Below are 22,524 nucleotides of genomic sequence, written 5' to 3'. Positions count from 1 at the left end.
TTTCAGAGAACTAAAATTATTTAATTTTAGCTTCTTTATAAGTCACATGCTGACGAACAACTGGATCGAATTTTTTCATTTCCAGTTTTTCTGGCATAGTGCGTTTGTTCTTCGTAGTGGTATAGAAGTGACCTGTACCAGCAGAAGAAACGAGTTTAATTTTCTCGCGAATACCTTTAGCCATTTTTCAGCTCCTTAGTACTTCTCACCACGGGCACGTAAATCTGCTAATACAGATTCGATGCCTTTCTTATCGATCACACGCATACCTTTAGCAGATACACGCAGAGTTACGAAACGTTTCTCAGACTCAACCCAGAAACGGTGAGAGTGCAGGTTTGGCAGAAAACGGCGTTTAGTCGCGTTTAATGCGTGAGAGCGGTTGTTTCCACTCACAGGACGCTTGCCGGTAACTTGGCAGACTCGGGACATGTCTATTCTCCAAAAATCTAATCAGCTCGAGCTTTAGTATCAGGTTTGACCGCCTCGTCAGGCTTTGGAGCCCATCTCAGCAACTTTTAACGATTGAAAAACTGTGTAAACACCTCAGAAAAAACTTGCTGAGATAGGCTCTTCTCGCCAAACCCAAGATCCTCAAAGGTGGCGTAGTATACGCCCAATGGCCTCAACGCTCAAGACCCGTACAATAAAGATTGTCAATAATTTTAAAAAATATTGGCTATAACCAACCTCGCTCAGCAAAAGAAACACAGTTATCATGCCCTACCACAAGGTGATCAAGCACTTTTATACCGACTAATTGACAAGCTGTAAAAATTTTTTCTGTCATCTGCTTATCGGCAAGACTTGGCTCAGACAGACCTGAAGGATGATTATGGGCTAAAATAATCGATGCTGCGTTCTTTTTAATCGACTGGCGAATAATTTCTCTGGGGTGAACTTCAACACGATCCACCGTTCCTTTAAACATTTCCTCACAATCGATCATTTGGTTTTGGTTATCTAAAAATAGCACGACAAATACTTCTCTATCACGCCAATTAAGTCGTTTTTGCAAATAACTTTTGGTTTCTGCGGATGAGGAGAGGATATTTTTATGCATAAACTTTGTTTTAATAAAGCGTTGAGCCATCTCATTAATGGCTTGTAATTGGGTAAATTTACCCACGCCTATCCCCTTAAAACAGCCTAATGTTTCATAATCCGCATTGATCACATGATAGAGAGAACCACACTTTCTAAGTAAAAAGTCTGCTAATTCTAATACCGATTTTTCATAGGTGCCTGTACGTAAAAAAATGGCCAATAACTCTGCATCCGTTAACGATTCTACACCATGCAATAGCAGTTTTTCTCTCGGTAAGAGTGTCTCTATGGTTGCGTTTTCCATTCTTTGTGCTCTCCCTTTTCGCCAAGCATTTAAACATCAATACGTTATAATTGGCCTATCTTGTTATTTTATCTTTCAATTATTTAATTTTATCTTTCATGCAATATTTATCACAAAACAACTGTTGTTATATACAGTTAATTTACTATAAACTGTACAAGTTGAATAAAAAAGCCACAGATAAAATTTGTGCGAGGTAATACACAATAATTTATTTTATAAAACATCGTATTACATAGAATGCCTAACTCTGGCTTAGCTTGTGGTAAAATTATGGACATTTATTTATGCAATTAGGCATTTCATCATGACTACACTTCACGACAAAAAGATTATTCTGGGTATCAGTGGTGGTATTGCGGCCTATAAAGCGCCTGAGCTAGTCCGTCGTTTACGTGATAAAGGCGCTATTGTGCGCGTCGTTATGACGCCTGCAGCACATGCCTTTGTCACCCCGTTATCGCTACAAGCGGTATCAGGCTTCCCTGTTGCGGATGATTTGCTTGATCCTGCCGCAGAAGCCGCAATGGGACATATCGAACTAGGAAAATGGGCTGATCTGATTTTATTAGCCCCTGCTACCGCGGATTTAATTGCTCGTTTACGCATGGGAATGGCAAACGATCTGTTAACCACACTCTGTTTAGCCAGTGCAGCACCTATTGCGATTGCCCCAGCGATGAATCAACAAATGTATCGTGCGGCGATTACACAAGAAAATTTAACGGCTTTGGCACAACGAGGTTGTCTTATCTGGGGGCCTGACTCTGGTAGCCAAGCCTGTGGTGATGTTGGACCCGGTAGAATGTTAGATCCTCTTGAATTGGTGGCATTAGCAGAGCAACAATTTGCAATTCAACACGATTTTAAAGGTAAAAAAATTACCATTACCGCAGGCCCAACACGTGAAGCCTTAGATCCAGTACGCTTTATCAGCAACCATAGCTCAGGAAAAATGGGCTTTGCTATTGCGCAAGCGGCCGCTCAACGGGGAGCAGAAGTGACACTCATTGCCGGCCCTGTCACATTGCCGACACCTGCTTGTGTTAAACGTATCGACGTCGAAAGTGCCCAAGAGATGTATCAACAAGTGATGGATATTGCGCCATCCCAAGATATTTTTATTGGTTGTGCTGCCGTTGCCGATTATCGAGCCAAACAGGTTGCCCCTGAAAAAATTAAAAAACAAGGTGATGAAGTAACGATAACTATGATAAAAAACCCCGATATTGTTGCCAGTGTCGGAAAAATGGTTGAGCATCGCCCATTTGTTGTCGGATTTGCAGCCGAAACCCAGAATGTGGAAGAATATGCCCGCCGTAAACGAGAACAAAAACAACTCGATTTAATCTGTGCTAATGATGTATCACTAAAAGATGCTGGTTTTAATAGTGATAACAACGCATTACACCTTATCTGGGCAAATGGAGAAACGCGTTTACCACATAGTAGTAAAACGCAACTGAGTCATCGCCTACTTGACGAGATAGCCAAACATTATGATGAAAAAAATTGACGTTAAAATCCTTGATCCACGAATTGGACAAGAGTATCCACTCCCTGCGTATGCAACAACAGGCTCTGCTGGTTTAGATTTACGTGCTTGCCTTGATGCTCCACTGGTATTAGCACCAGGACAAACTGAGCTGTTACCTACAGGTCTTGCTGTACATATTGCTGATGAAGGGTTAGCGGCAATGGTGCTTCCTCGCTCAGGCCTAGGTCATAAACATGGGGTGGTACTCGGTAACTTAGTGGGATTAATTGATTCTGATTATCAAGGTCAACTGATGGTATCGGTATGGAATCGTGGTCAACAAGCGTTCACTATTGAACCCGGCGAACGTATTGCCCAGATGGTTATCGTACCTGTTGTTCAAGCAGAATTTAATATTGTAGAAGATTTTACGGCAACAGAGCGTGGTACAGGCGGTTTTGGACACTCTGGTCGCCAATAAGCACGACGTCTTGCATTTATTTTAATATCAATGACGATATCACTCCCTTTGCACTAACACTTTTATTTAGTGCAAAGGTTTACTGATTTGTTTTGCTTTTAGCAGGGGCCTTATCAGTCATGGCAGAAGAAAAAGAAACCAAAAAGAAACGCAGAAATAGACGGGATGAAATACTACAATCGCTCGCTCAAATGTTGGAGTCTAGTGATGGTAGTCAACGTATTACTACAGCCAAATTAGCGGCTACCGTTGGGGTATCTGAAGCAGCACTTTATCGACACTTCCCCAGTAAAACAAAGATGTTTGATAGCCTAATTGAGTTTATCGAAGATAGCTTAGTTTCGCGTATCAACCTGATTTTAAAAGATGAGAAAGAAACTATCGCACGCATTCGCCTTATTCTTATCTTGATCCTTGGCTTTGCAGAGAAAAACCCTGGGCTATCTCGCATTCTTACCGGACACGCATTAATGTTTGAGCAAGATAGATTACAAGGGCGCATTAACCAATTGTATGAGCGAATTGAAGTACAACTTCGCCAAGTGATTAAAGAGCGTAAAATTCGCGAAGGAAGTGCCTTTTTACATGATGAAGCACTACTCGCTTCACAACTGCTTGCGTTTTGTGAAGGTATGCTAGCACGTTTTGTACGTACGGAATTTCGTTATCATCCTACACAGGAATTTGAAGCACGTTGGCCATTAATTCAGGCGCAATTACAGTGAGCAAGTAACAATGAAAGAGTGGACTCGTGACTTAACTCAATAATTTGAAAATGACATATATGCCGTTTTTTTCTTATTTGTGTTAACATGCGCTCTATTGATATCAGAGTATCTAAATAGATTTACTGGGAATGGCACTAAGCGATCCCCAATCTGTGACAGTGGCAACGCGCCTTGTCCCTACTGTAAAAGTCCTTTTTATCTTTCAATATCTGTGATAATTATCGCAGAAAATTCATTGTACTACTCACCCCGCCCATTATTGGGCGAGGGCTTTTTTTTACAGCTATTGAGCGATTTTATTGTATTTTTGCTTTTTTAATTAATGCCATAACGTTCACGATAGGCTTTTACTGCTGGCAAATGTGCCGATAATGTCTCACTTTCAGTTAAGTAGCTAATTAAATCATCCAAAGTAATAATTGAATAAACTTGGCATTGATAATCGCGCTCTAATTCTTGTATTGCAGAAAGCGAACCACGCCCTTTTTCTTGTCTATCTAAACTAAGCAATACCCCTGACAGCGTCGCATCATGTTGTTTGATTATTTCCATCGATTCACGAATAGCAGTTCCAGCGGTAATAACATCATCAACAATCACCACATTCCCTGTTAATGGACTGCCGACTAATGTCCCTCCTTCACCATGATCTTTAGCTTCTTTACGATTAAAGCAGTAAGGAACATCCATATCATGATGTTCAACTAAGGCCACTGCGGTCGTTGTCGCGATGGGAATACCTTTATAAGCCGGTCCAAACAGCACATCACAAGGCACATGATTATCTATTAATGTTTGTGCATAAAACTGTCCTAATAAAGCCAAGTCACGCCCAGTATTAAATAAACCTGCATTAAAAAAGTAAGGACTAACACGACCTGATTTCAGCGTAAACTCACCAAATTTTAATACATTTTTTGCTAATGCAAGTTCGATAAAGTGGCGCTGGTAGGCTTTCATTTTTTTCTCCTATTAAGATTGCTTAATGACAGATTTTAGACATAAAAAAAGCGACTTTTCAGTCGCCTTAAAAATAGAATTTATTGCTTTAGCGCCTCTTTTTGCGCTTCAAATATCTTTTCTAATCCCCCTTTCGCAAGGGCGAGTAAAGCAAGTAACTCTTCATGACTAAATGGTGCACCTTCTGCCGTACCCTGTACTTCAATCATACGGCCATCATCGATCATCACCACATTCATATCCGTTTCGGCTGCGGAATCTTCAACATATTCCAAATCGCATAATGGTTGACCATCAACGATACCCACAGAAACAGCAGCTACCATTGATTTAAGAGGGCTCTTTTTCAGCTTACCTTCTGCAACCATTTTATTTAAAGCATCCACTAACGCGACACAAGCACCAGAAATAGAGGCGGTGCGAGTACCCCCATCGGCTTGAATAACATCACAATCAACCGTGATAGTAAATTCACCCAAGGCCTTTAAATCCACAGCGGCGCGTAGTGAGCGAGCGATTAAACGTTGGATTTCCATTGTGCGGCCAGTTTGTTTACCGCGAGCGGCTTCACGAGCATTACGACTGTTAGTGGCGCGAGGAAGCATGCCATATTCTGCAGTCACCCAGCCTTGCCCTTGTCCTTTAAGAAAACGAGGTACACCCTCTTCTACAGTGGCATTACACAAGACTTTGGTATCACCAAATTCAACTAATACAGAACCTTCAGCATGTTTTGTATAGTGGCGAGTAATGGTAATCGGACGTACTTGGTCTGCTTGTCTGTCTGCTGGACGCATGGTGTTATCTCCGCTTTCTCTGACATATTGGGGGCGCATTATACGACCTAAAACGGCTTATGCCTATCCTTGTGTTGATACCTAGGGTTATAATCGTTACATCATTTACAATATTGAGACCCTATTATGATCCGTAGTATGACCGCTTTCGCTCGTCGAGATATCAAAAAAGAGTGGGGTAGCGCCGCATGGGAACTGCGTTCCGTTAATCAACGTTACCTTGAAACATATATCCGTTTACCTGAGCAATTACGTAGTTTAGAGCCTGTTATTCGTGAACGTCTACGTAATCGCTTAACACGCGGTAAAATAGAATGTAACTTGCGTTTTGAACTCAATGCTCACTCACAAGGTGAACTGACTTTGGATGAAAATTTAGCAAGGCAACTGATTGTTTCTGCTAACTGGGTAAAAAGCCAAAGCCATGAAGGTACTATCAGCCCATTTGATATTTTACGTTGGCCTGGGGTTATCTCAGCCCAAGAGCAAGATTTAGATGCCATTGGTAGCGAACTATTAGCAGAGCTTGATGTAGCTATCGATGCCTTTATTGCAAGTCGAGAAGCTGAAGGCCAAGCACTCAAAACGCTGATTGAGCAACGTTTAGATGCCGTAAGTGCTGAGGTCGTAAAAGTAAGAGCACAGATGCCAGAAATTCTCCAATGGCAACGTGAGCGCTTAACCAGCAAATTAGAAGAAGCACAAGTTCAAGTCGATAATAATCGTTTAGAGCAAGAATTAGTGATGTTAGCGCAACGCTTAGATGTCGCTGAAGAGCTTGATAGATTAGATGCCCACGTTAAAGAAACACGCAAAATTCTCAGTAAAAAAGAGGCTGTCGGCCGTCGCCTTGATTTTATGATGCAGGAGTTTAATCGTGAATCCAATACACTAGCATCCAAATCAATTAATACGGATGTCACCAATTCCGCTATTGAATTAAAAGTATTAATTGAACAGATGCGTGAGCAGATCCAGAATATTGAGTAAATTATCGATTATATTTATTCAGTCTCACGACATCACCCAACATAGTAAGCCAGTGTAAATGCTGGCTTTTTAAGTTACTTAAGTCATATTTTGATATCACTAAATAAAAGCGCAAGAGAATTTGGACGAGTTTAAAAAGCTTGTTTGGTTATACCTTAGCGCAGTAATCCCTCACCCAATATAAACTACATCAACAAATAGTTATCTCTGATCACTGAGTACAATTGCATATTTATTATTTAAAATGTACACTTAAAATGTACATTATAGGAGAAATATTATGCGTACATATACCTCGACACAAGCCCGAGCCAATATTTCAGAAGTATTAGATATTGCGACCCACGGTGAACCTGTTGAAATCACCCGCAGAGACGGTTGTTCAGCGGTTGTTATCAGTAAAACTGAATTTGAGTCATACCAGAATGCTAAGCTAGATGCAGAGTTTGATATGATGATGCAACGTCATGGACATACCGTAGAGGCGCTGACAAATCGATGATATGGGTTAGCGCACAGGAAGTTATCGCTTTCCATGATCGTATATTACAACATTTCCCAGGTGTGGCCGGTATGTCCGATCCTGGCAGAGCGGAAGCTCTTATTTACCGGGTGCAAAACCGTAAACATGATGAAGGCATTACAGATGTGTTTGAACTGGCAGCAACTTATTGGGTCGCTATCGCTCGAGGGCACATATTTAATGACGGTAATAAACGTACCGCATTTTTTGTGACCATGACATTTCTCTATCGTAATGGCATCAGGATCCGCGATACCGACAATATGCTGGAAAACTTAACAGTGGAAGCGGCTACAGGTGAGAAAACCGTCGACCAGTTAGCAAAACATCTACAAAACTTGGTAGAGAAAACTAACTAAAATAGTTTTCATTAGCAAAATAAAGGCTCCTTTCAATATTTCATACCAAATATGACAAGGTGGCACAGCCCACTTCCCCTAAAATGAGATAGCTATAATTAGTTTTACCGCATTAAGGACAGCTAACAACTTTACCTCTCAATACCTCCCAATCCCAGTCCACTGAAAACTTAATTTTTACAATGTACACATTCAGCAAAAAAGCCTCTCCAGCACTGATTTCTGAAGTAACTTGATTTTACGACGCAACTGAGCGAAAGTGAAACTATAATTTCCTTATTCGATTAAAAATGAAAGTATTATTTCACTTTAATCTATTTGAGAATATCGAACAGTCACTTTACTCAAAGCCAAAAGTGAAGCTATACTTTCACTAACTGAAGATTTAAGAAAATATAGTTTCACTATGAATACCATCGAATCAACAACAAAGCGCACTGCTGTCGTTTTTCCAAAACATAAAAAGGTGTTAAGCATTTTGGGCGAGAACTTAACTCTAGCAATGAAGCGACGTGGTATTACCCAAGAAATGATGCATAATCGAACAGGATTGTCTAAACCAACGCTACGAAAAATCCTAAAAGGCGATCCTTCCGTTTCGCTTGGTCACTATGTCAACGTATTAGCCTCCTTAGGCCTCTTAGAAGACTTAACCAAAGTCGCCTTTGATGACGAATTGGGAAGAAAGCTGCAAGACATCCAATTGCTGAAAAAAAAATAAGGGTATCGCATTATGGAAATCTACGTTTATGCTGATTGGACTGAATCAACTGACCCTGTATTAGTTGGTACATTACGATCATCAGAAATTAGAGGCAAAGAACATTTCAGCTTTAGTTATGACAAGACATGGTTAACCTCCGATTATGTCCGCCAGATTGACCCTTCTTTAAAACTATTCGTTGGCGAGCAACATGCGCAGGACGATAAGAATTTCAAAATATTTCTCGACTCATGCCCTGATCGTTGGGGTCGACTATTAATGCAACGCAGAGAAGCGGTGGTGGCTAGGCAAGAAAAACGGCGAGCAAAAAGCCTATATGAGACGGATTACTTACTAGGCGTTCACGATTCATTTCGCATGGGAGCACTGCGCTTTCGTACATCTCCAAATGGTCCATTTTTAGATGATAACCATGAGCTTGCAGCACCCACAATAACCAGTTTACCCGAGCTACAACATGCCGCCAATAAAATCGAAGAAACTCCGGATTTAGATAATCCAGATTATCTGAAGTGGCTCAATATGTTGATCTCACCGGGATCATCACTAGGCGGAGCCAGACCAAAGGCATCAATAAGAAATCACGACGATAGTTTGTGGTTAGCTAAGTTCCCTAGCCGTCACGATGATTACGATATTGGCTTATGGGAGTTCATTGTTTATCAAATGGCTATTGAATCTGGGATCGAAATGGCTGAATCAAAAGCTGAGGCTATTGGCAAACATCATATTTTTTTAACAAAAAGATTCGACCGTACCAAAACAGGAAAGCGACTACACTTCAGTTCAGCGATGACTCAACTAGAGTACTTTGATGGTCAGGATAATGGCGCAAGTTACTTAGAGCTGGCTGAGTTTCTGATCCAAAACGGCTCGAATACTCAGTCAGATCTTGAACAACTTTGGACTAGAATACTGTTTAATATCATGGTATCTAATTGTGATGATCATCTTAGAAATCACGGATTCATTCTAGAGCCTACTGGTTGGCGACTATCTCCCGCCTACGATATTAACCCTATGTTATACGCCTATGGTCTACACCTTAATATTGATGACGTCAGCAATGCGCTTTCTACCGACTTGGCATTTGACGTCGCAGAGTATTTTCACGTTACCAAAAGTAAAGCGAAGTCCATATACCAAAGATTGTTCAAAGCAGTTTCACAATGGGAAAGCCTTGCCCAACAAGCGGGTATCTGCAAAGAAGAAAGAGAATTATTGAGGGACTGCTTTCGACTCGACTAGAACGCCATCGCACTTTTATGCGCATAAAGTGTGAAATGCAAATTGATTACTGAACCATTCTTTTTACTAAACGGAGAAATACAGCGGCCAGAGATCTACACAAAGTTACTTTATAGGTAACAATTGATAGGGTTACTTCACGACACTCAGGCCTATTATTTTTTGGATACCAGAGTATTCATATTGCGCTTATTTCTATAAACATGGACATAAAATAAAGGATCCTTTCAATATTTCATACCAAATATGACAAGGTAGTAACATATTGAATTTTCGCTGATTAACATTGCGACGGATCACTCACCAATGCGAAGATAGCATTTATCATTCCGTTTAAAAGCAAATCTGTAACGCTATCATTTAGCTAGTGCTTGCCTAATAAACCCTTTATTTTGCGCCAACAACTGTGTTGCTTGTTGTGCATTTACGCCGGCTAAAATCATCAAAATCGCTGTTTTACAATGACGTTGGCATTGTGCTAGTGCTTGTTCAGCAGTAGCTCGATCACACTCTGTTGCTTGCATCACAATACGAATTTGGCGTTCAATTAATTTGGCATTAGTGGCTTCAACATCTACCATTAAATTACCAAATACTTTACCCATCTTTATCATGGCACCTGTGGTTATCATATTTAATACCAGTTTTTGTGCCGTGCCTGCTTTCATACGTGATGAGCCAGTTACCACTTCCGGCCCCACAATCGGCGTAATAGCAATATCGGCACGTTGCGCTATGGGACTATCAGGATTACAACTAATTGCCCCGGTCACCGCACCTAGTGAGCGTGCATATTCTAATGCGCCAATCACATAAGGCGTTCGACCACTGGCTGCAATCCCAACTAGTACATCCTTAGCATTAAAATTAAGCTGGTGTAAATCCTCTGCCCCCAATTGGACATTATCTTCTGCATTTTCAACCGCTTGTAAAATGGCTTTGTGTCCCCCGGCAATTAAGCCAATCACCATATCATGGGGGGTTCCATAGGTTGGAGGACATTCACTGGCATCTAAAATTCCCAAACGACCAGAAGTACCTGCACCGCAATAAATTAATCGACCACCTTGAGAAAATGCTGTTACGACCTTATCCACCAGCCGTGCAATATGGGGTAATGTGGCTTCAACCGCAAAAGGCACTTTTTTATCTTCATTATTAATGACTTTTAGCATTTCAAGTGTTGAAAGTGTATCAATATGTTCACTGTGATGATTGCGACTTTCCGTGACAAGATTGCTAAGGTCAATAGCCATTATTACTCTCCAAATATTATTAATTATTTGATTAAGACAAAGAAATTAACTGCTTTTATACCACTATTATTGGTAATATTTTCAAAATCATTATAAACGGTACTCTACATGACATTTATTAAATCTATTTCGACCTTTATCAGTCTAATAACACTTTTTTGCTCATTTTCTTTACACGCTAATTTCGAAGAGCAAGATAAAAAATTATTTGAAGATACCCGCAAAGAAGCACTAAACCATAATGCACTCGCTCAATATCAGTTAGCTGAAATGTATTTACTGGGGGATGGCGTAGAAAAAAACCTGCTAAATGCACAGCTGTGGGCAAATGAAGCAATAAAAAGTGGCTATGCCGATGCCTATGCGCTCCTTGCTGACATTTACCTCTTTAATGCCGACCCTTATTTTAAAAGCTATTATGTCGAAGCAAAAGAGTTAGCCACCACTGCCGTTAATAAAGGAAGCATGAGAGGAAAAATCAGCTTAGCAACCGCGCTTATTGCTCCTTTATCTGGTGAAGTAGATTATCAGCAAGCGATGGTATTACTTGAAGAAGCCACACAAGCGCATCAACAAGAACTTGTTTATGCCCCCATTTGGTTAGGTATTTTATATAGTGGTATAGGTAATATTCCTGTCGATATGGAAAAAACCAATAAATTATTTGCACAAGCCAATGAAATGACATTTGAAGGATTTGCTCAAGCAATGGCCTCTTTTATGTTCTCAGGTCAATATCATATTATCGAGCCCAACAAACAAAAAGCAGATGCATTTATGAAACAAGCCTGTGAAGAAGCGAGAAAAGTTGGCAATGAATTTTATTGCCAACCAGAATTAAATTAACCGAAATTAAAGCTAATAAATGCCCCTAGCTCAGAAAAGGGATGGTTATGCTTATATCATCTCTTTTCTATTCATCTCGACGTGACACCTATTTTTTACAACGCCATACGGTATTCAATTACACCTGGTTTTTCAGCCACCCAATCATACAGACGTTGACCCCGTAAATTGGTTTCCTGTGTATGCCAGTACAAACGAGCACAATTACGTTGTTTAGCCTGTTGATTTACAAAATCGATTAATTTTTTCCCCACATGACAACCACGAGCTTCTGGTGAAACAAACAAATCTTCGAGGTAACAAAAATCACTTTCAGCCCAAGTTGAACGATGAAAAAGATAATGAACAAAACCCAGTATTTTTTTGCCATCTGTTGCTACAGCACAGTAAATCGGCTCTTTCTCATCAAAAAAGCGCGCCCATGTTTTTAATGTTATCTCTTCTGATAATTCAACGTTATAAAATTCCTGATAACTTAACCAATATGGTAACCATTGAGCATAATGCTCTTGCTCAATAAGTTGAACGGAAACTGCCATCGATATTGTGCTCATTTATTTACTTCCTTTTACTTTCATCAACGCGATAAAAAGATATCACTCGGCCTGTTATTGCTGTCATAGTACGTTTAATTCTGGCTCTTAATAAGGTACACTTTTTGTGTTTTTATAGGATCCACTTTATGAAACAGAAACCAACAGCTTATTTCCCTAACCTTGTATTAGAAGAAGGGTCTATTAGCTCACAAGTCTATTACGCCGTTAGAAAGGCTATTTTAGAAGGCGTTCTATCTCCGGGTAGCCGTCTACCGTCAAGTCGCACATTGGCTGAAATGATGTCGATTTCTCGCAATTCTGTTATTGCCGGATTTGAACGTTTAATTGATGAAGGCTATTTATTTACTCGTCGCGGGTCGGGCACTTTTGTTACGAATACCATTCCTGATAGCATTAATTCCAATCAGTGGGTTAAAACAACCCTGCCGACGTCTTCATTGCATATCGATAATGAATTAGGAACACTTAATCCTAATTTGCAAAAGATGCATGCTTTTTGGCAGCAATCACAACTAAATACCAATAGTCGCTTTATGTTTCATGTGGGTGTTGGGTGTATTGATCTTTTCCCCCATGAGCTTTGGGGAAGATTATTAGGACGAGTTTGGCGACACTCCAAAAAAGAACTCGCAACCTTTAACTCGCCAACAGGCTATACACCATTAAAAAAGATGATATGCCAATATGCCCAATCAACGCGTGGACTTAACTGTCAACCTGAGCAAGTCATCATTGTCAATGGCACACAGCAAGCGATTAATCTTGCTACTCGAGTGCTATTACAAGAGGGAGATACTGCTTGGTTAGATGATCCTGGTTATGACAGCGCTCGAGCTATCTTTACATCGTATGGTATAAAAATACACCCCGTTCATTCAGATAGTGACGGTATGGATATTTCTCAAGCTATAGACCAATGCCCGCAAGCAAAACTGGTTTTCACCACACCTTCACATCAATTCCCTTTAGGTAATACTCTTTCACTTTCACGTCGTATTGCCTTATTAGAGTGGGCATCGTCCAATAACATGTGGATCTTTGAAGATGATTACAATAGCGAATTTCGCTATCACACTAAACCCATTCAAGCTCTACAAGGATTAGACAAACATCAGCGGGTTATTTATGCCGGAACCTTTTCAAAAATGATGTACCCGGGATTTCGTTTAGGCTTTTTAGTGGTACCTCCATCTTTAATTGACAGCTTTAAAGTCGCTAAATACTACACCGACTCTCATTCTGGTTTTTTAGAACAAGCAACATTAGCGCTATTTATATCTCAAGGACATTATGCTCGCCATGTTAGACGGATCAGAAAAGCCTGTTATGAACGTTATCTAACGTTAACCAATACGATAAAAAAGTATCTCTCTCACATTTTTCGTATTGAACCGACTGATTCTGGCATCCATATTGTCTGCTGGTTACAGTCTGGTTATACAGAAGAATATATTGTGAAAGAGGGACGGAAAATTGGGTTAGCCATACAGCCTTTATCGCGTTATTGTATTCAATCTTATCCTAAACAGGGTGTATTATTAGGATATGCCGCACACCATCCCTCTGAAATTGAAAAAAATATTATTTTGCTTGCTCAAGCTTTATCTAAATAAATAACATTTATTCTTATTTATCATTTTCACTATAAAAATCGAATAAGATTTCTATTTACCCTATTTTATTTTTGGGCGTGCAATAATAAACCCAAGCTGGCGGTACATTTAACATCACACGTTTTTTCTCTAAATGAAAATAACGAGATAATGTTTTTTCATATCGAGTGGTATATTGAAACAACACAAAACAACCTTGGGTTTTTAATAATTCGCTATGTACCCGCTTTAAGATTTTTAACCCTAACCTTCTGTTAATAGACAAGAAAGGCAACCCAGAAATAATCATATTATAATGACTATCTAACTTTTCAGCCGACGCTGTATAGATGGTTAAACGGGGATCATTAATCTTATTCAGCTCATTAGCGAATGCCGGCTCTATCTCAAAAACATCTAATACCGAGTTTGATGACATACGTTTTAAGATCTGTTGCGTAATCACCCCAGTTCCCGCACCTAATTCGGCAATTTGGATATCTTGTTGCCAATTTAATTTATTGAGCATTTCATAACATAACCAACGTGATGAAGGCGCAATAGTTCCCATTGTGGTAGGAGACAGTACAAACCGCTTTAAATATGAATAATAGGTTGATAATGGAAAGTAGGTTGATAAATCCATCTTGCGCCCCCTAAAGCTTTTATCTAGATAAAATAAAAATCAGATAAAATGAAGTACATTCATCGTTATTTTTTATTTATGAATTTATGTCATCTCACCAATGACGGATTTCAGTATAAAGCTTGGAGCTATCTCTAAGTAAATACGTTTTTCTTATATATTACACTATTTTACATTTTTCTATTTTTATCATTGTTTATTAGACAAGAATATAAATTTATTTATCAAAAAAATGAAATAAGTCATAACGGAATCATCTTAATCTTTTTTATAAATGATTTGTGCTTAATGTTCACTTAATTAATGGCGCATTATTTTTAACAAATTCGTGATATTTGTTCGTTCTGTGGTTTCCTTTTGTTAACTCTATGCAGACTATTAGAAACACTTCTAATTCTTTGGTAAATAATCAATAAATTCACTTGCACCTCTCTCTATATTTTGTCAGGTTAGTGTGAAGTCTCTCACTATTCCTACAGACAAAGACAGGGTAATTACAATGAAAAATGTTGGTTTTGTGGGCTGGCGTGGTATGGTCGGCTCCGTTTTAATGCAAAGAATGGTTGAAGAACGTGATTTTGATGGGATAAACCCTGTTTTCTTCACCACTTCTCAATTAGGTGAAGCAGCACCTGCTTATGGCAATCATCGTAGTACACTGCAAGATGCTTATGATATTGATACGCTCGCCTCACTCGATATCATTATCAGTTGCCAAGGGGGTGATTACACCCATGATATTTATCCCAAATTACGTCAAGCGGGTTGGCAAGGTTATTGGATTGATGCGGCATCTGCACTACGCATGAATGATGATGCGGTGATTATTCTTGATCCCGTTAATGGTCAACATATCCAAGATAGCCTCAATAAAGGTATTAAAACCTTTGTGGGGGGGAATTGCACCGTAAGCTTAATGTTGATGTCTTTGGGCGGACTTTTTGCTAACGATTTAGTTGAATGGGCTAGTGTCTCCACTTACCAAGCCGCATCCGGCGCCGGTGCGCGTCATATGCGTGAATTATTGTCACAAATGGGTGCATTACATAACCAAGTGGTTAAAGAGCTAGAAAATCCAGCTTCGGCAATTTTAGATATTGAACGCAAAGTCACTAACTTTACTCGCAGTGGTACTATGCCGACAGAGCAATTTGGTGTTCCACTGGCAGGTAGCTTAATTCCTTGGATTGATAAACAATTGGAAAATGGCCAAAGCCGTGAAGAGTGGAAAGGCCAAGCTGAAACCAACAAGATCTTAAACACCGGTTCAAATATCATTCCTGTGGATGGTCTTTGTGTTCGTATAGGTGCATTACGTTGTCATAGCCAAGCATTCACCTTAAAACTGAAAAAAGATTTACCGGTTAACGAAATTGAGCAATTGCTTGCCCAACATAATGATTGGGTAAAAGTAGTGCCGAACGATCGTGAATTAACAATGCGCGAATTAACCCCAGCAGCCGTAACGGGCACATTAAGTACCCCTGTAGGACGTATTCGTAAACTGAATATGGGACCTGAATTTATTTCTGCCTTTACAGTGGGTGATCAGTTGTTATGGGGTGCTGCAGAGCCACTTCGTCGTATGCTGAAGATTTTAGCTTAAAACACAACGAATATTATAAATATAAAAACCCGCTAATCTATTGAATTAGCGGGTTTTGTTTGACTTAAAAAACGTTATTAGATATCGATATTTTCTGCTTTTAGTGCATTCTCTTCGATAAAGGCACGACGAGGTTCAACAGCATCACCCATTAAGGTTGTGAATAACTCATCGGTCGCAATCGCATCTTTCACAGTGACTTGCATCATACGACGTGTATCTGGGTTCATGGTGGTTTCCCATAATTGTTCTGGGTTCATTTCACCAAGACCTTTATAACGCTGTACAGCAAGACCACGACGTGATTCTTTGGTTAACCATTCTAGGGCTTCTTCAAAGCTTGAAATCGCCTGACGACGTTCTCCACGCTCAATATAGGCCCCTTCTTCAATCAGGTTACCAATAATATCGCCCAAATTAGTAATACGTTGATATTCACTACTATGAATAAAATCGTAATCCAATTTATAGTCTGTATCGATACCGTAAGTACGAATGCGTAATACTGGCTCAAATAAACGATTTTCTTCGTTTTGTGTGATGGTATAGCTGTAAGTACTGCTTTGCTCTTCCGCATTATTTAAACGGTTCACCAAGCCACTCATCCACTCTTCCACTTTCGCTTTATCAGAGAGATCATCTTCTGTCAGCGTTGAGTGATAGACCAAGCTATTTAACATACTCAGTGGATAGAGACGCTCCATACGACGAATAATTTTATGCGCAGCATGGTAGTCAACAACCAGTTTTTCTAATTGTGCACCATGCATAGCAGGGGCATGTTCACTGACGTAAAGCGCTGCACCATCAAGCGCAATAGACATCAGATATTCATCCATCGCATCATCATCTTTAATGTATTGCTCTTGTTTCCCTTTTTTCACTTTATAGAGAGGTGGCTGAGCAATAAAGATATGACCACGTTCGATAATTTCTGGCATTTGGCGATAGAAGAACGTCAGTAATAATGTACGAATGTGAGAACCATCGACGTCCGCATCCGTCATGATAATAATGCTGTGATAACGCAGTTTATCTGGGTTATATTCATCACGGCCAATACCACAACCTAATGCCGTGATAAGCGTTGCCACTTCTTGAGATGCCAGCATCTTATCAAAACGCGCTTTCTCAACGTTTAAGATCTTACCTTTTAACGGTAAAATCGCTTGCGTTTTACGGTTACGCCCTTGTTTTGCCGAGCCACCCGCAGAGTCCCCTTCCACTAAGTAGAGTTCAGAAAAAGCAGGATCACGCTCAGAGCAGTCCGCCAATTTACCCGGTAAACCGCCTAAATCGAGTGCGCCTTTACGACGCGTCATCTCACGTGCTTTACGCGCAGCTTCACGGGCACGAGCGGCATCAATAATTTTACCGACAACAATTTTTGCGTCAGTCGGATTTTCTAATAGATATTCCACCAGCTTCTCATTCATCAGCGTTTCTACCGCTGTTTTAACTTCAGAAGAAACCAGTTTATCTTTCGTTTGTGATGAGAATTTCGGATCAGGTACTTTAACAGAAATAACCGCAATCAGGCCTTCACGAGCATCATCACCCGTTGCACTGATTTTCGATTTCTTATTAAAGCCTTCTTTATCCATATAGTTGTTTAGCGTACGGGTCATCGCGGTACGGAAACCAACTAAGTGAGTACCACCATCACGTTGTGGAATATTATTGGTAAAGCAATAAACGTTTTCTTGGAAACCATCATTCCACAGCATCGCCACTTCAACACCAATGCCATCTTTCTCTGTAGAAAAATAGAATACATTTTGGTGAATAGGCGTTTTATTACGGCTTAAGTATTCAACGAATGCTTTGATACCACCTTCATAGTGGAAATGATCTTCGCGGTTATCACGTTTATCAATTAAACGAATAGAGACTCCTGAGTTTAAGAAGGAGAGCTCACGCAGACGTTTCGCTAAAATATCATATTGGAATTCAGTCTCACCTTTAAAGGTATCAAGACTTGGCCAGAAACGAACAAAGGTTCCTGACTTATCTGTTTCACCAATCACTTTTAAGCGATCGTCAGGTACACCTGAACGGTAAATTTGTTGATGAATTTTACCATCACGATGGATAGTCAGTTCAAGTTTTTCAGACAACGCATTAACAACGGAAACCCCTACACCATGCAGCCCACCAGAGACTTTATAGGAGTTATCATCGAATTTACCACCCGCATGCAGAACCGTCATAATCACTTCTGCTGCAGAAACGCCCTCTTCTTCATGAATACCCGTTGGAATACCACGGCCATCATCGCGAACAGAGACTGAGTTATCTGAATGGATAGTGACAATAATCTCATCACAGTAACCCGCGAGGGCTTCGTCGATAGCGTTGTCGACCACCTCGAAGACCATGTGATGCAGACCGGTTCCATCATCTGTATCCCCGATATACATCCCCGGGCGCTTACGCACCGCATCCAGCCCTTTTAATACTTTGATACTTGAGGAGTCATATGTATTCGACATCAACGTTTCTCGCTTTATTCCTATGGTTTAACCTCTATTTTGCCATGTTCTACGCTAAATAGCCTGCTATTTACATCTAGCATATCTTTAACTTGCCCAGAAGTGATTGCACTGACAAACACTTGAGCTTGCGTAGACTTTAAACGCTCGGCTAACAACTGGCGCCGATTTGCGTCTAATTCAGAAGCAAAATCATCGAGCAGATACAGGCATCTTTGCCCATTCTTACGAGTGAAATATTCACCTTGTGCCAGCCTTAATGCACACATTAACAACTTAAGCTGACCCCGTGACAACATATCTTCTACCGGAGTGCCGTTAGCACGAATACGTAAATCCGCTTTATGAGCACCTAACGAGGTATATGATAACACTTTGTCACGTTCAAATTGACGTTCTAGCAACTGTGCATAATCGGTTTCTTTATCCCATCCTCGTTGAAAACTGACTTTCAAGGTAAATTCAGGGAGAAATAATTGGCACGTTTCTTCAATATCTTTGGCGATATCTTCTGTATATTCAGCTCGCCATTGGCTTATCTGTTCTGTCAGTAAGATAAGCTCTTTATCCCAAGGTAAGAGTTGTCGATAAGACGACGCTTGCCTGAGTGCTGCATTACGCTGTTTTAAGACGCGTTTTAAATCTGACCATGCAGCAAAAAATCGAGGCTCATTATGAAAACAACCCCAATCGATAAAAGCACGACGATATTTAGGCCCACCATTAAGTAATGTGAACCCCTCAGGGGTTATTAATTGCATCGGTAATAACTTCGCTAACTCTGCAATTTTATGCCCATCGCTACCATCAATACGTACCGTACTGTTACCCTCGCGATCTTTACTTAAACCAATTGAGTAACCGCGACTTTCTTCATCAAGGCCACTTAAACGCCCATGTAAAATAAACGCATTTTCATCATGCTGGATCACTCGATTCGCTTGGGCACTACGAAATGCCCGTCCATGGCCTAATGTGTAAATCGCTTCAAGTATACTGGTTTTCCCACTCCCGTTTGGTCCTACAAGAAAATTAAAACCATCCGCTAATGGCAAATCAGCCTGTTCAATATTTCTAAAATGGCGGATCAATAAACGGGATAAAATCATATTAATCGTGATTACAAGCGCATCGGCATAACAACATAAGCTGCGGCTGCACTTGCCACATTCTCAACCTGTACACTTGAAACAGCATCAGTCAGTAATAATTTTACCTCTTCACACTTGAGTGTGTTTAACACATCAAGAAGGTAGCTCACATTAAAACCGATCTCCATCTCTTCCCCCTGATACTGAACATCGACAATTTCTTCTGCTTCTTCTTGTTCAGGGTTGTTAGCGGTAATTTTTAATTGTCCATTAGTGAGGTTAATACGCACCCCACGGAATTTTTCATTCGATAAAATCGCCGCACGAGAGAACGCTTGTTTGAGGATATCACAACCTGCGATAACTGTTTTAGTCGGATTTTTCGGTAATACGCGGCGATAGTCAGGGAAACGACCATCAACCAGTTTCGAGGTAAAAATAAAGTCGCCTACATGAGCGCGTAAATTATTACTGCCAATTTGTAACTGTAATAAACTCTCACCACTGCCATCAAGTAAACGCATCAGTTCAATAACACCTTTACGTGGCACAATAACAGAATGTCCGGGTAAAGATTGTCCAATATCCATGGCACAGACCGCTAAACGGTGACCATCAGTAGCAACTGTGCGCAATTCCGTGTTTTCCGTTTCAAATAACATACCGTTGAGGTAGTAACGCACATCTTGATGCGCCATTGAAAACTGTGTGGATTCAATCAAACGTTTTAGAGTGGCTTGTGGCAAAGTAAATTCAACCTCACTTTGCCAATCGTCTAAATTCGGGAAATCAGACGCAGGGAGTGTCGATAAAGAAAAACGACTTCTTCCTGAACGAACGAGTAAGCGATCACCGTCTAATTCTACGCTGATTTCTGCTCCCTCAGGTAATCCGCGCCAAATATCAAAAAACTTACGCGCAGGAACAGTCGTTGCACCGATTTCATGAGATTGGCTAAGACTCACTCTTGCCATCATCTCCATCTCAAGGTCTGTACCTGTTAGCGATAAGGTATTCTCCGTCACCTTAAGCAACAGGTTGCCTAAAATAGGTAAAGTTGGGCGACCGCCTAAAGGGCCGCTGACTTGTTGCAGCGGCTTTAGCAGCTGTTCTCGTTCAATGATAAATTTCATAGCGCTAGGATGATAATGTTCTGATTAAGTTAGAAAAATCTTCTTTGATATCGTGACTTTCTTCACGCAGTTGCTCTATTTTTCGGCAAGCATGCAGTACCGTAGTATGGTCACGACCACCAAAGGCATCCCCGATTTCAGGCAAGCTGTGGTTTGTTAATTCCTTTGCCAGCGCCATTGCCATTTGCCTCGGACGGGCAACCGATCGGGATCGTCGCTTCGACAACAAATCCGCTACCTTAATTTTATAATATTCTGCTACAGTTTTCTGAATATTATCGATAGTAACGAGTTTCTCTTGTAATGCGAGTAAATCACGTAATGCTTCACGCACAAAGTCGATGGTAATGGCTCGACCGGTAAAATTTGCGTTAGCTATTACTCGGTTTAATGCACCTTCTAGTTCACGGACGTTAGAGCGGAGTCGTTTAGCAATAAAAAACGCCACTTCATCAGGTAACTGGATTTGATTTTCGTCCGCTTTTTTCATCAAAATCGCCACACGCGTTTCTAATTCTGGTGGTTCAATGGCTACAGTCAATCCCCAACCAAAGCGCGATTTTAATCGATCCTCTACCCCGTTAATCTCTTTAGGATAACGGTCTGAGGTTAAAATAATTTGCTGATTTCCCTCTAACAAAGCGTTAAAGGTATGAAAAAACTCTTCTTGTGAACGCTCTTTATTGGCAAAAAATTGAATATCATCAATTAATAGCGCGTCTACAGAGCGATAGTAGCGTTTAAAATCTTCAATAGCATTATTTTGTAACGCCTTTACCATATCTTGCACGAAACGTTCCGAATGCATATAAACAACTTTAGCATTGGCTTTACGTTCCATAATACTGTTGCCCACCGCATGCAATAGATGCGTTTTACCCAGACCCGTTCCCCCATATAAAAACAGTGGGTTATAAGCTCCTCCAGGATTATCAGCAACTTGTCTTGCGGCAGCTCTAGCAAGTTGGTTCGATTTACCTTCAACGAAATTATCAAATTTATGTTTAGGATTCACATTAGAACGATAATTAAGTTCAGGTAACTGGGATTGCGGTTGATTATCCCAGCTAGGACGCACAGGCTGGCTGTTAGTCGGTGTGGAATTAACCGCGGGATGTGTCACGGTTTTGGGAACACTCTCGGTGGTACGTGCTGATACAGGTTTATTCCCCACTTCAAAACGCAACGAAGGGACATCAGAACCACAAAAGTCGACTAATAACGCATTAATATTATTAATGTACTTTTCTCTTACCCAATCTAACACAAAACGATTAGGTGCATACAGTGCCAGCGTGTTATCGCTTAGTTCTGCCTGCAAGGGACGTATCCACATACTAAATTCAGTGGCAGGTAACTCATCCTGCAATCGGGCAAGACAATGCTGCCAAAGCGAAAGTGACACGGCGGACTCCCCTCAAAAACAAGACTAAAAAATAAACAGGAAAAATGTGATTAAACACTTAGGTACACAACACCGTTCCTCTTCAATTCTTAATAAGGAACAACTTTGATGACCACGATTTTTACATCGTGCTTCACGATCGCAGACTGGTTGTTCTGATCGTGACGGGGGATCATATCGCAAAATGAAACGAAGATCCTCTTTCTTTTACACAGTTTTTATGGTTTTTATCCACAGGCTTACCTATTTGTGATAATTCTCC

Annotated in this window: 23 protein-coding genes; 11 read left to right on the top strand and 12 right to left on the bottom strand. The window is 40.4% G+C overall.

Annotated features, from left to right (window positions below; genetic code table 11):
• Positions 1-16 precede the first annotated feature (16 nt).
• The 3 genes from rpmG to radC form a co-directional block, all read right to left on the bottom strand.
• Entirely contained in the window at positions 17-184 is a 168-nt protein-coding gene (gene rpmG, locus AACV00_RS06275) for a 50S ribosomal protein L33 (RefSeq protein WP_004246483.1), read from the bottom strand.
• Positions 185-195: 11 nt separating this feature from the next.
• A complete protein-coding gene (gene rpmB, locus AACV00_RS06270; protein WP_004246485.1) occupies positions 196-432 on the bottom strand; it encodes a 50S ribosomal protein L28 in 237 nt (78 codons plus the stop codon).
• A 247-nt stretch (positions 433-679) separates the two neighbouring features.
• Positions 680-1,351: a RadC family protein gene (gene radC, locus AACV00_RS06265; protein WP_004249757.1), complete on the bottom strand. Its 672-nt coding sequence runs from the start codon at positions 1,349-1,351 to the stop codon at positions 680-682.
• 307 nt (positions 1,352-1,658) lie between these two features.
• On the opposite strand from radC, the gene coaBC reads away from it, so the two are divergent.
• The 3 genes from coaBC to slmA all read left to right on the top strand — a co-directional run bounded on the left by coaBC (position 1,659) and on the right by slmA (position 4,034).
• Positions 1,659-2,867: a bifunctional phosphopantothenoylcysteine decarboxylase/phosphopantothenate--cysteine ligase CoaBC gene (gene coaBC, locus AACV00_RS06260; protein WP_049219319.1), complete on the top strand. Its 1,209-nt coding sequence runs from the start codon at positions 1,659-1,661 to the stop codon at positions 2,865-2,867.
• A complete protein-coding gene (gene dut, locus AACV00_RS06255) occupies positions 2,851-3,309 on the top strand; it encodes a dUTP diphosphatase (RefSeq protein WP_004246490.1) in 459 nt (152 codons plus the stop codon). Before coaBC ends, dut begins: the two co-directional genes overlap by 17 nt.
• 119 nt (positions 3,310-3,428) lie before the next feature.
• Complete coding sequence (gene slmA / locus AACV00_RS06250; RefSeq protein ID WP_004246491.1) at positions 3,429-4,034, top strand: nucleoid occlusion factor SlmA; 606 nt, start codon at positions 3,429-3,431, stop codon at positions 4,032-4,034.
• A gap of 318 nt (positions 4,035-4,352) precedes the next feature.
• Here the strand turns inward: slmA and pyrE are convergent, their stop codons facing one another.
• Both pyrE and rph read right to left on the bottom strand, forming a co-directional pair.
• Positions 4,353-4,997, bottom strand: a complete 645-nt coding sequence (gene pyrE, locus AACV00_RS06245) for an orotate phosphoribosyltransferase (protein ID WP_004246493.1) — start codon at positions 4,995-4,997, stop codon at positions 4,353-4,355.
• Positions 4,998-5,077: 80 nt separating this feature from the next.
• Positions 5,078-5,794 (bottom strand): ribonuclease PH, encoded by a 717-nt coding sequence (gene rph, locus AACV00_RS06240; protein WP_004249946.1) that lies wholly within the window; start codon positions 5,792-5,794, stop codon positions 5,078-5,080.
• 126 nt (positions 5,795-5,920) lie between these two features.
• Here rph and AACV00_RS06235 point away from each other — a divergent pair, with 126 nt between their 5' ends.
• The 5 genes from AACV00_RS06235 (at position 5,921) to AACV00_RS06215 (ending at position 9,638) form a co-directional block, all read left to right on the top strand.
• Positions 5,921-6,784 carry a YicC/YloC family endoribonuclease gene (locus tag AACV00_RS06235; RefSeq protein ID WP_004249947.1) on the top strand — a complete coding sequence of 288 codons (864 nt, stop codon included), beginning with the start codon at positions 5,921-5,923 and terminating at the stop codon, positions 6,782-6,784.
• Between the two features lie 280 nt (positions 6,785-7,064).
• Positions 7,065-7,286, top strand: a complete 222-nt coding sequence (locus AACV00_RS06230; RefSeq protein WP_004246496.1) for a type II toxin-antitoxin system Phd/YefM family antitoxin — start codon at positions 7,065-7,067, stop codon at positions 7,284-7,286.
• Positions 7,283-7,666: a type II toxin-antitoxin system death-on-curing family toxin gene (locus tag AACV00_RS06225; protein WP_049194960.1), complete on the top strand. Its 384-nt coding sequence runs from the start codon at positions 7,283-7,285 to the stop codon at positions 7,664-7,666. Before AACV00_RS06230 ends, AACV00_RS06225 begins: the two co-directional genes overlap by 4 nt.
• A 406-nt stretch (positions 7,667-8,072) precedes the next feature.
• On the top strand, positions 8,073-8,387 hold the full coding sequence (locus tag AACV00_RS06220; RefSeq protein ID WP_004246498.1) for a helix-turn-helix domain-containing protein: 315 nt from the start codon (positions 8,073-8,075) through the stop codon (positions 8,385-8,387).
• 12 nt (positions 8,388-8,399) lie between these two features.
• Positions 8,400-9,638 carry a type II toxin-antitoxin system HipA family toxin gene (locus tag AACV00_RS06215; RefSeq protein ID WP_020946511.1) on the top strand — a complete coding sequence of 413 codons (1,239 nt, stop codon included), beginning with the start codon at positions 8,400-8,402 and terminating at the stop codon, positions 9,636-9,638.
• Between the two features lie 356 nt (positions 9,639-9,994).
• Here AACV00_RS06215 and murQ read toward each other — a convergent pair whose 3' ends face one another.
• Positions 9,995-10,894, bottom strand: coding sequence for an N-acetylmuramic acid 6-phosphate etherase (gene murQ, locus AACV00_RS06210; RefSeq protein ID WP_109023958.1), 900 nt, complete (start codon positions 10,892-10,894; stop codon positions 9,995-9,997).
• 108 nt (positions 10,895-11,002) lie between these two features.
• Between murQ and AACV00_RS06205 the strand changes: the two genes are divergently transcribed.
• Positions 11,003-11,740: a tetratricopeptide repeat protein gene (locus tag AACV00_RS06205; protein WP_004249950.1), complete on the top strand. Its 738-nt coding sequence runs from the start codon at positions 11,003-11,005 to the stop codon at positions 11,738-11,740.
• Positions 11,741-11,835: 95 nt separating this feature from the next.
• Here the strand turns inward: AACV00_RS06205 and AACV00_RS06200 are convergent, their stop codons facing one another.
• Positions 11,836-12,294: a GNAT family N-acetyltransferase gene (locus AACV00_RS06200; RefSeq protein ID WP_004249766.1), complete on the bottom strand. Its 459-nt coding sequence runs from the start codon at positions 12,292-12,294 to the stop codon at positions 11,836-11,838.
• Positions 12,295-12,422: 128 nt separating this feature from the next.
• On the opposite strand from AACV00_RS06200, the gene pdxR reads away from it, so the two are divergent.
• Positions 12,423-13,910 (top strand): MocR-like pyridoxine biosynthesis transcription factor PdxR, encoded by a 1,488-nt coding sequence (gene pdxR, locus AACV00_RS06195; protein ID WP_087740988.1) that lies wholly within the window; start codon positions 12,423-12,425, stop codon positions 13,908-13,910.
• A gap of 55 nt (positions 13,911-13,965) precedes the next feature.
• Here pdxR and AACV00_RS06190 read toward each other — a convergent pair whose 3' ends face one another.
• The gene (locus AACV00_RS06190; RefSeq protein WP_004249768.1) at positions 13,966-14,535 is read right to left on the bottom strand and encodes a class I SAM-dependent methyltransferase; all 570 of its coding nucleotides are present in this window, start codon (positions 14,533-14,535) and stop codon (positions 13,966-13,968) included.
• Between the two features lie 499 nt (positions 14,536-15,034).
• Here AACV00_RS06190 and asd point away from each other — a divergent pair, with 499 nt between their 5' ends.
• The gene (gene asd, locus AACV00_RS06185; protein WP_004249769.1) at positions 15,035-16,141 is read left to right on the top strand and encodes an aspartate-semialdehyde dehydrogenase; all 1,107 of its coding nucleotides are present in this window, start codon (positions 15,035-15,037) and stop codon (positions 16,139-16,141) included.
• Between the two features lie 77 nt (positions 16,142-16,218).
• Here asd and gyrB read toward each other — a convergent pair whose 3' ends face one another.
• Genes gyrB through dnaA form a run of 4 tightly spaced genes read right to left on the bottom strand, consistent with a single transcriptional unit; the run spans position 16,219 to position 22,262 of the window.
• Positions 16,219-18,633, bottom strand: coding sequence for a DNA topoisomerase (ATP-hydrolyzing) subunit B (gene gyrB, locus AACV00_RS06180; RefSeq protein WP_004246504.1), 2,415 nt, complete (start codon positions 18,631-18,633; stop codon positions 16,219-16,221).
• 20 nt (positions 18,634-18,653) lie between these two features.
• On the bottom strand, positions 18,654-19,742 hold the full coding sequence (gene recF / locus AACV00_RS06175) for a DNA replication/repair protein RecF (RefSeq protein WP_004246505.1): 1,089 nt from the start codon (positions 19,740-19,742) through the stop codon (positions 18,654-18,656).
• A gap of 11 nt (positions 19,743-19,753) precedes the next feature.
• A complete protein-coding gene (gene dnaN / locus AACV00_RS06170; protein WP_004246506.1) occupies positions 19,754-20,857 on the bottom strand; it encodes a DNA polymerase III subunit beta in 1,104 nt (367 codons plus the stop codon).
• A 4-nt stretch (positions 20,858-20,861) separates the two neighbouring features.
• Positions 20,862-22,262, bottom strand: a complete 1,401-nt coding sequence (gene dnaA, locus AACV00_RS06165; RefSeq protein WP_004246507.1) for a chromosomal replication initiator protein DnaA — start codon at positions 22,260-22,262, stop codon at positions 20,862-20,864.
• Positions 22,263-22,524: the final 262 nt, after the last annotated feature.

Origin of the sequence: Proteus sp. G3927, assembly GCF_963894685.1 — a bacterium.
Lineage (GTDB): Bacteria > Pseudomonadota > Gammaproteobacteria > Enterobacterales > Enterobacteriaceae > Proteus > Proteus mirabilis.
This window is presented reverse-complemented; position numbering and strand designations above follow the sequence as displayed.

What these genes read in the sequence shown, in the direction of transcription:
- rpmG (WP_004246483.1), bottom strand. Translation starts at nt 184, where the DNA reads ATGGCTAAAGGTATTCGCGAGAAAATTAAACTCGTTTCTTCTGCTGGT.
- rpmB (WP_004246485.1), bottom strand. Translation starts at nt 432, where the DNA reads ATGTCCCGAGTCTGCCAAGTTACCGGCAAGCGTCCTGTGAGTGGAAAC.
- radC (WP_004249757.1), bottom strand. Translation starts at nt 1,351, where the DNA reads ATGGAAAACGCAACCATAGAGACACTCTTACCGAGAGAAAAACTGCTA.
- coaBC (WP_049219319.1), top strand. Translation starts at nt 1,659, where the DNA reads ATGACTACACTTCACGACAAAAAGATTATTCTGGGTATCAGTGGTGGT.
- dut (WP_004246490.1), top strand. Translation starts at nt 2,851, where the DNA reads ATGATGAAAAAAATTGACGTTAAAATCCTTGATCCACGAATTGGACAA.
- slmA (WP_004246491.1), top strand. Translation starts at nt 3,429, where the DNA reads ATGGCAGAAGAAAAAGAAACCAAAAAGAAACGCAGAAATAGACGGGAT.
- pyrE (WP_004246493.1), bottom strand. Translation starts at nt 4,997, where the DNA reads ATGAAAGCCTACCAGCGCCACTTTATCGAACTTGCATTAGCAAAAAAT.
- rph (WP_004249946.1), bottom strand. Translation starts at nt 5,794, where the DNA reads ATGCGTCCAGCAGACAGACAAGCAGACCAAGTACGTCCGATTACCATT.
- AACV00_RS06235 (WP_004249947.1), top strand. Translation starts at nt 5,921, where the DNA reads ATGATCCGTAGTATGACCGCTTTCGCTCGTCGAGATATCAAAAAAGAG.
- AACV00_RS06230 (WP_004246496.1), top strand. Translation starts at nt 7,065, where the DNA reads ATGCGTACATATACCTCGACACAAGCCCGAGCCAATATTTCAGAAGTA.
- AACV00_RS06225 (WP_049194960.1), top strand. Translation starts at nt 7,283, where the DNA reads ATGATATGGGTTAGCGCACAGGAAGTTATCGCTTTCCATGATCGTATA.
- AACV00_RS06220 (WP_004246498.1), top strand. Translation starts at nt 8,073, where the DNA reads ATGAATACCATCGAATCAACAACAAAGCGCACTGCTGTCGTTTTTCCA.
- AACV00_RS06215 (WP_020946511.1), top strand. Translation starts at nt 8,400, where the DNA reads ATGGAAATCTACGTTTATGCTGATTGGACTGAATCAACTGACCCTGTA.
- murQ (WP_109023958.1), bottom strand. Translation starts at nt 10,894, where the DNA reads ATGGCTATTGACCTTAGCAATCTTGTCACGGAAAGTCGCAATCATCAC.
- AACV00_RS06205 (WP_004249950.1), top strand. Translation starts at nt 11,003, where the DNA reads ATGACATTTATTAAATCTATTTCGACCTTTATCAGTCTAATAACACTT.
- AACV00_RS06200 (WP_004249766.1), bottom strand. Translation starts at nt 12,294, where the DNA reads ATGAGCACAATATCGATGGCAGTTTCCGTTCAACTTATTGAGCAAGAG.
- pdxR (WP_087740988.1), top strand. Translation starts at nt 12,423, where the DNA reads ATGAAACAGAAACCAACAGCTTATTTCCCTAACCTTGTATTAGAAGAA.
- AACV00_RS06190 (WP_004249768.1), bottom strand. Translation starts at nt 14,535, where the DNA reads ATGGATTTATCAACCTACTTTCCATTATCAACCTATTATTCATATTTA.
- asd (WP_004249769.1), top strand. Translation starts at nt 15,035, where the DNA reads ATGAAAAATGTTGGTTTTGTGGGCTGGCGTGGTATGGTCGGCTCCGTT.
- gyrB (WP_004246504.1), bottom strand. Translation starts at nt 18,633, where the DNA reads ATGTCGAATACATATGACTCCTCAAGTATCAAAGTATTAAAAGGGCTG.
- recF (WP_004246505.1), bottom strand. Translation starts at nt 19,742, where the DNA reads ATGATTTTATCCCGTTTATTGATCCGCCATTTTAGAAATATTGAACAG.
- dnaN (WP_004246506.1), bottom strand. Translation starts at nt 20,857, where the DNA reads ATGAAATTTATCATTGAACGAGAACAGCTGCTAAAGCCGCTGCAACAA.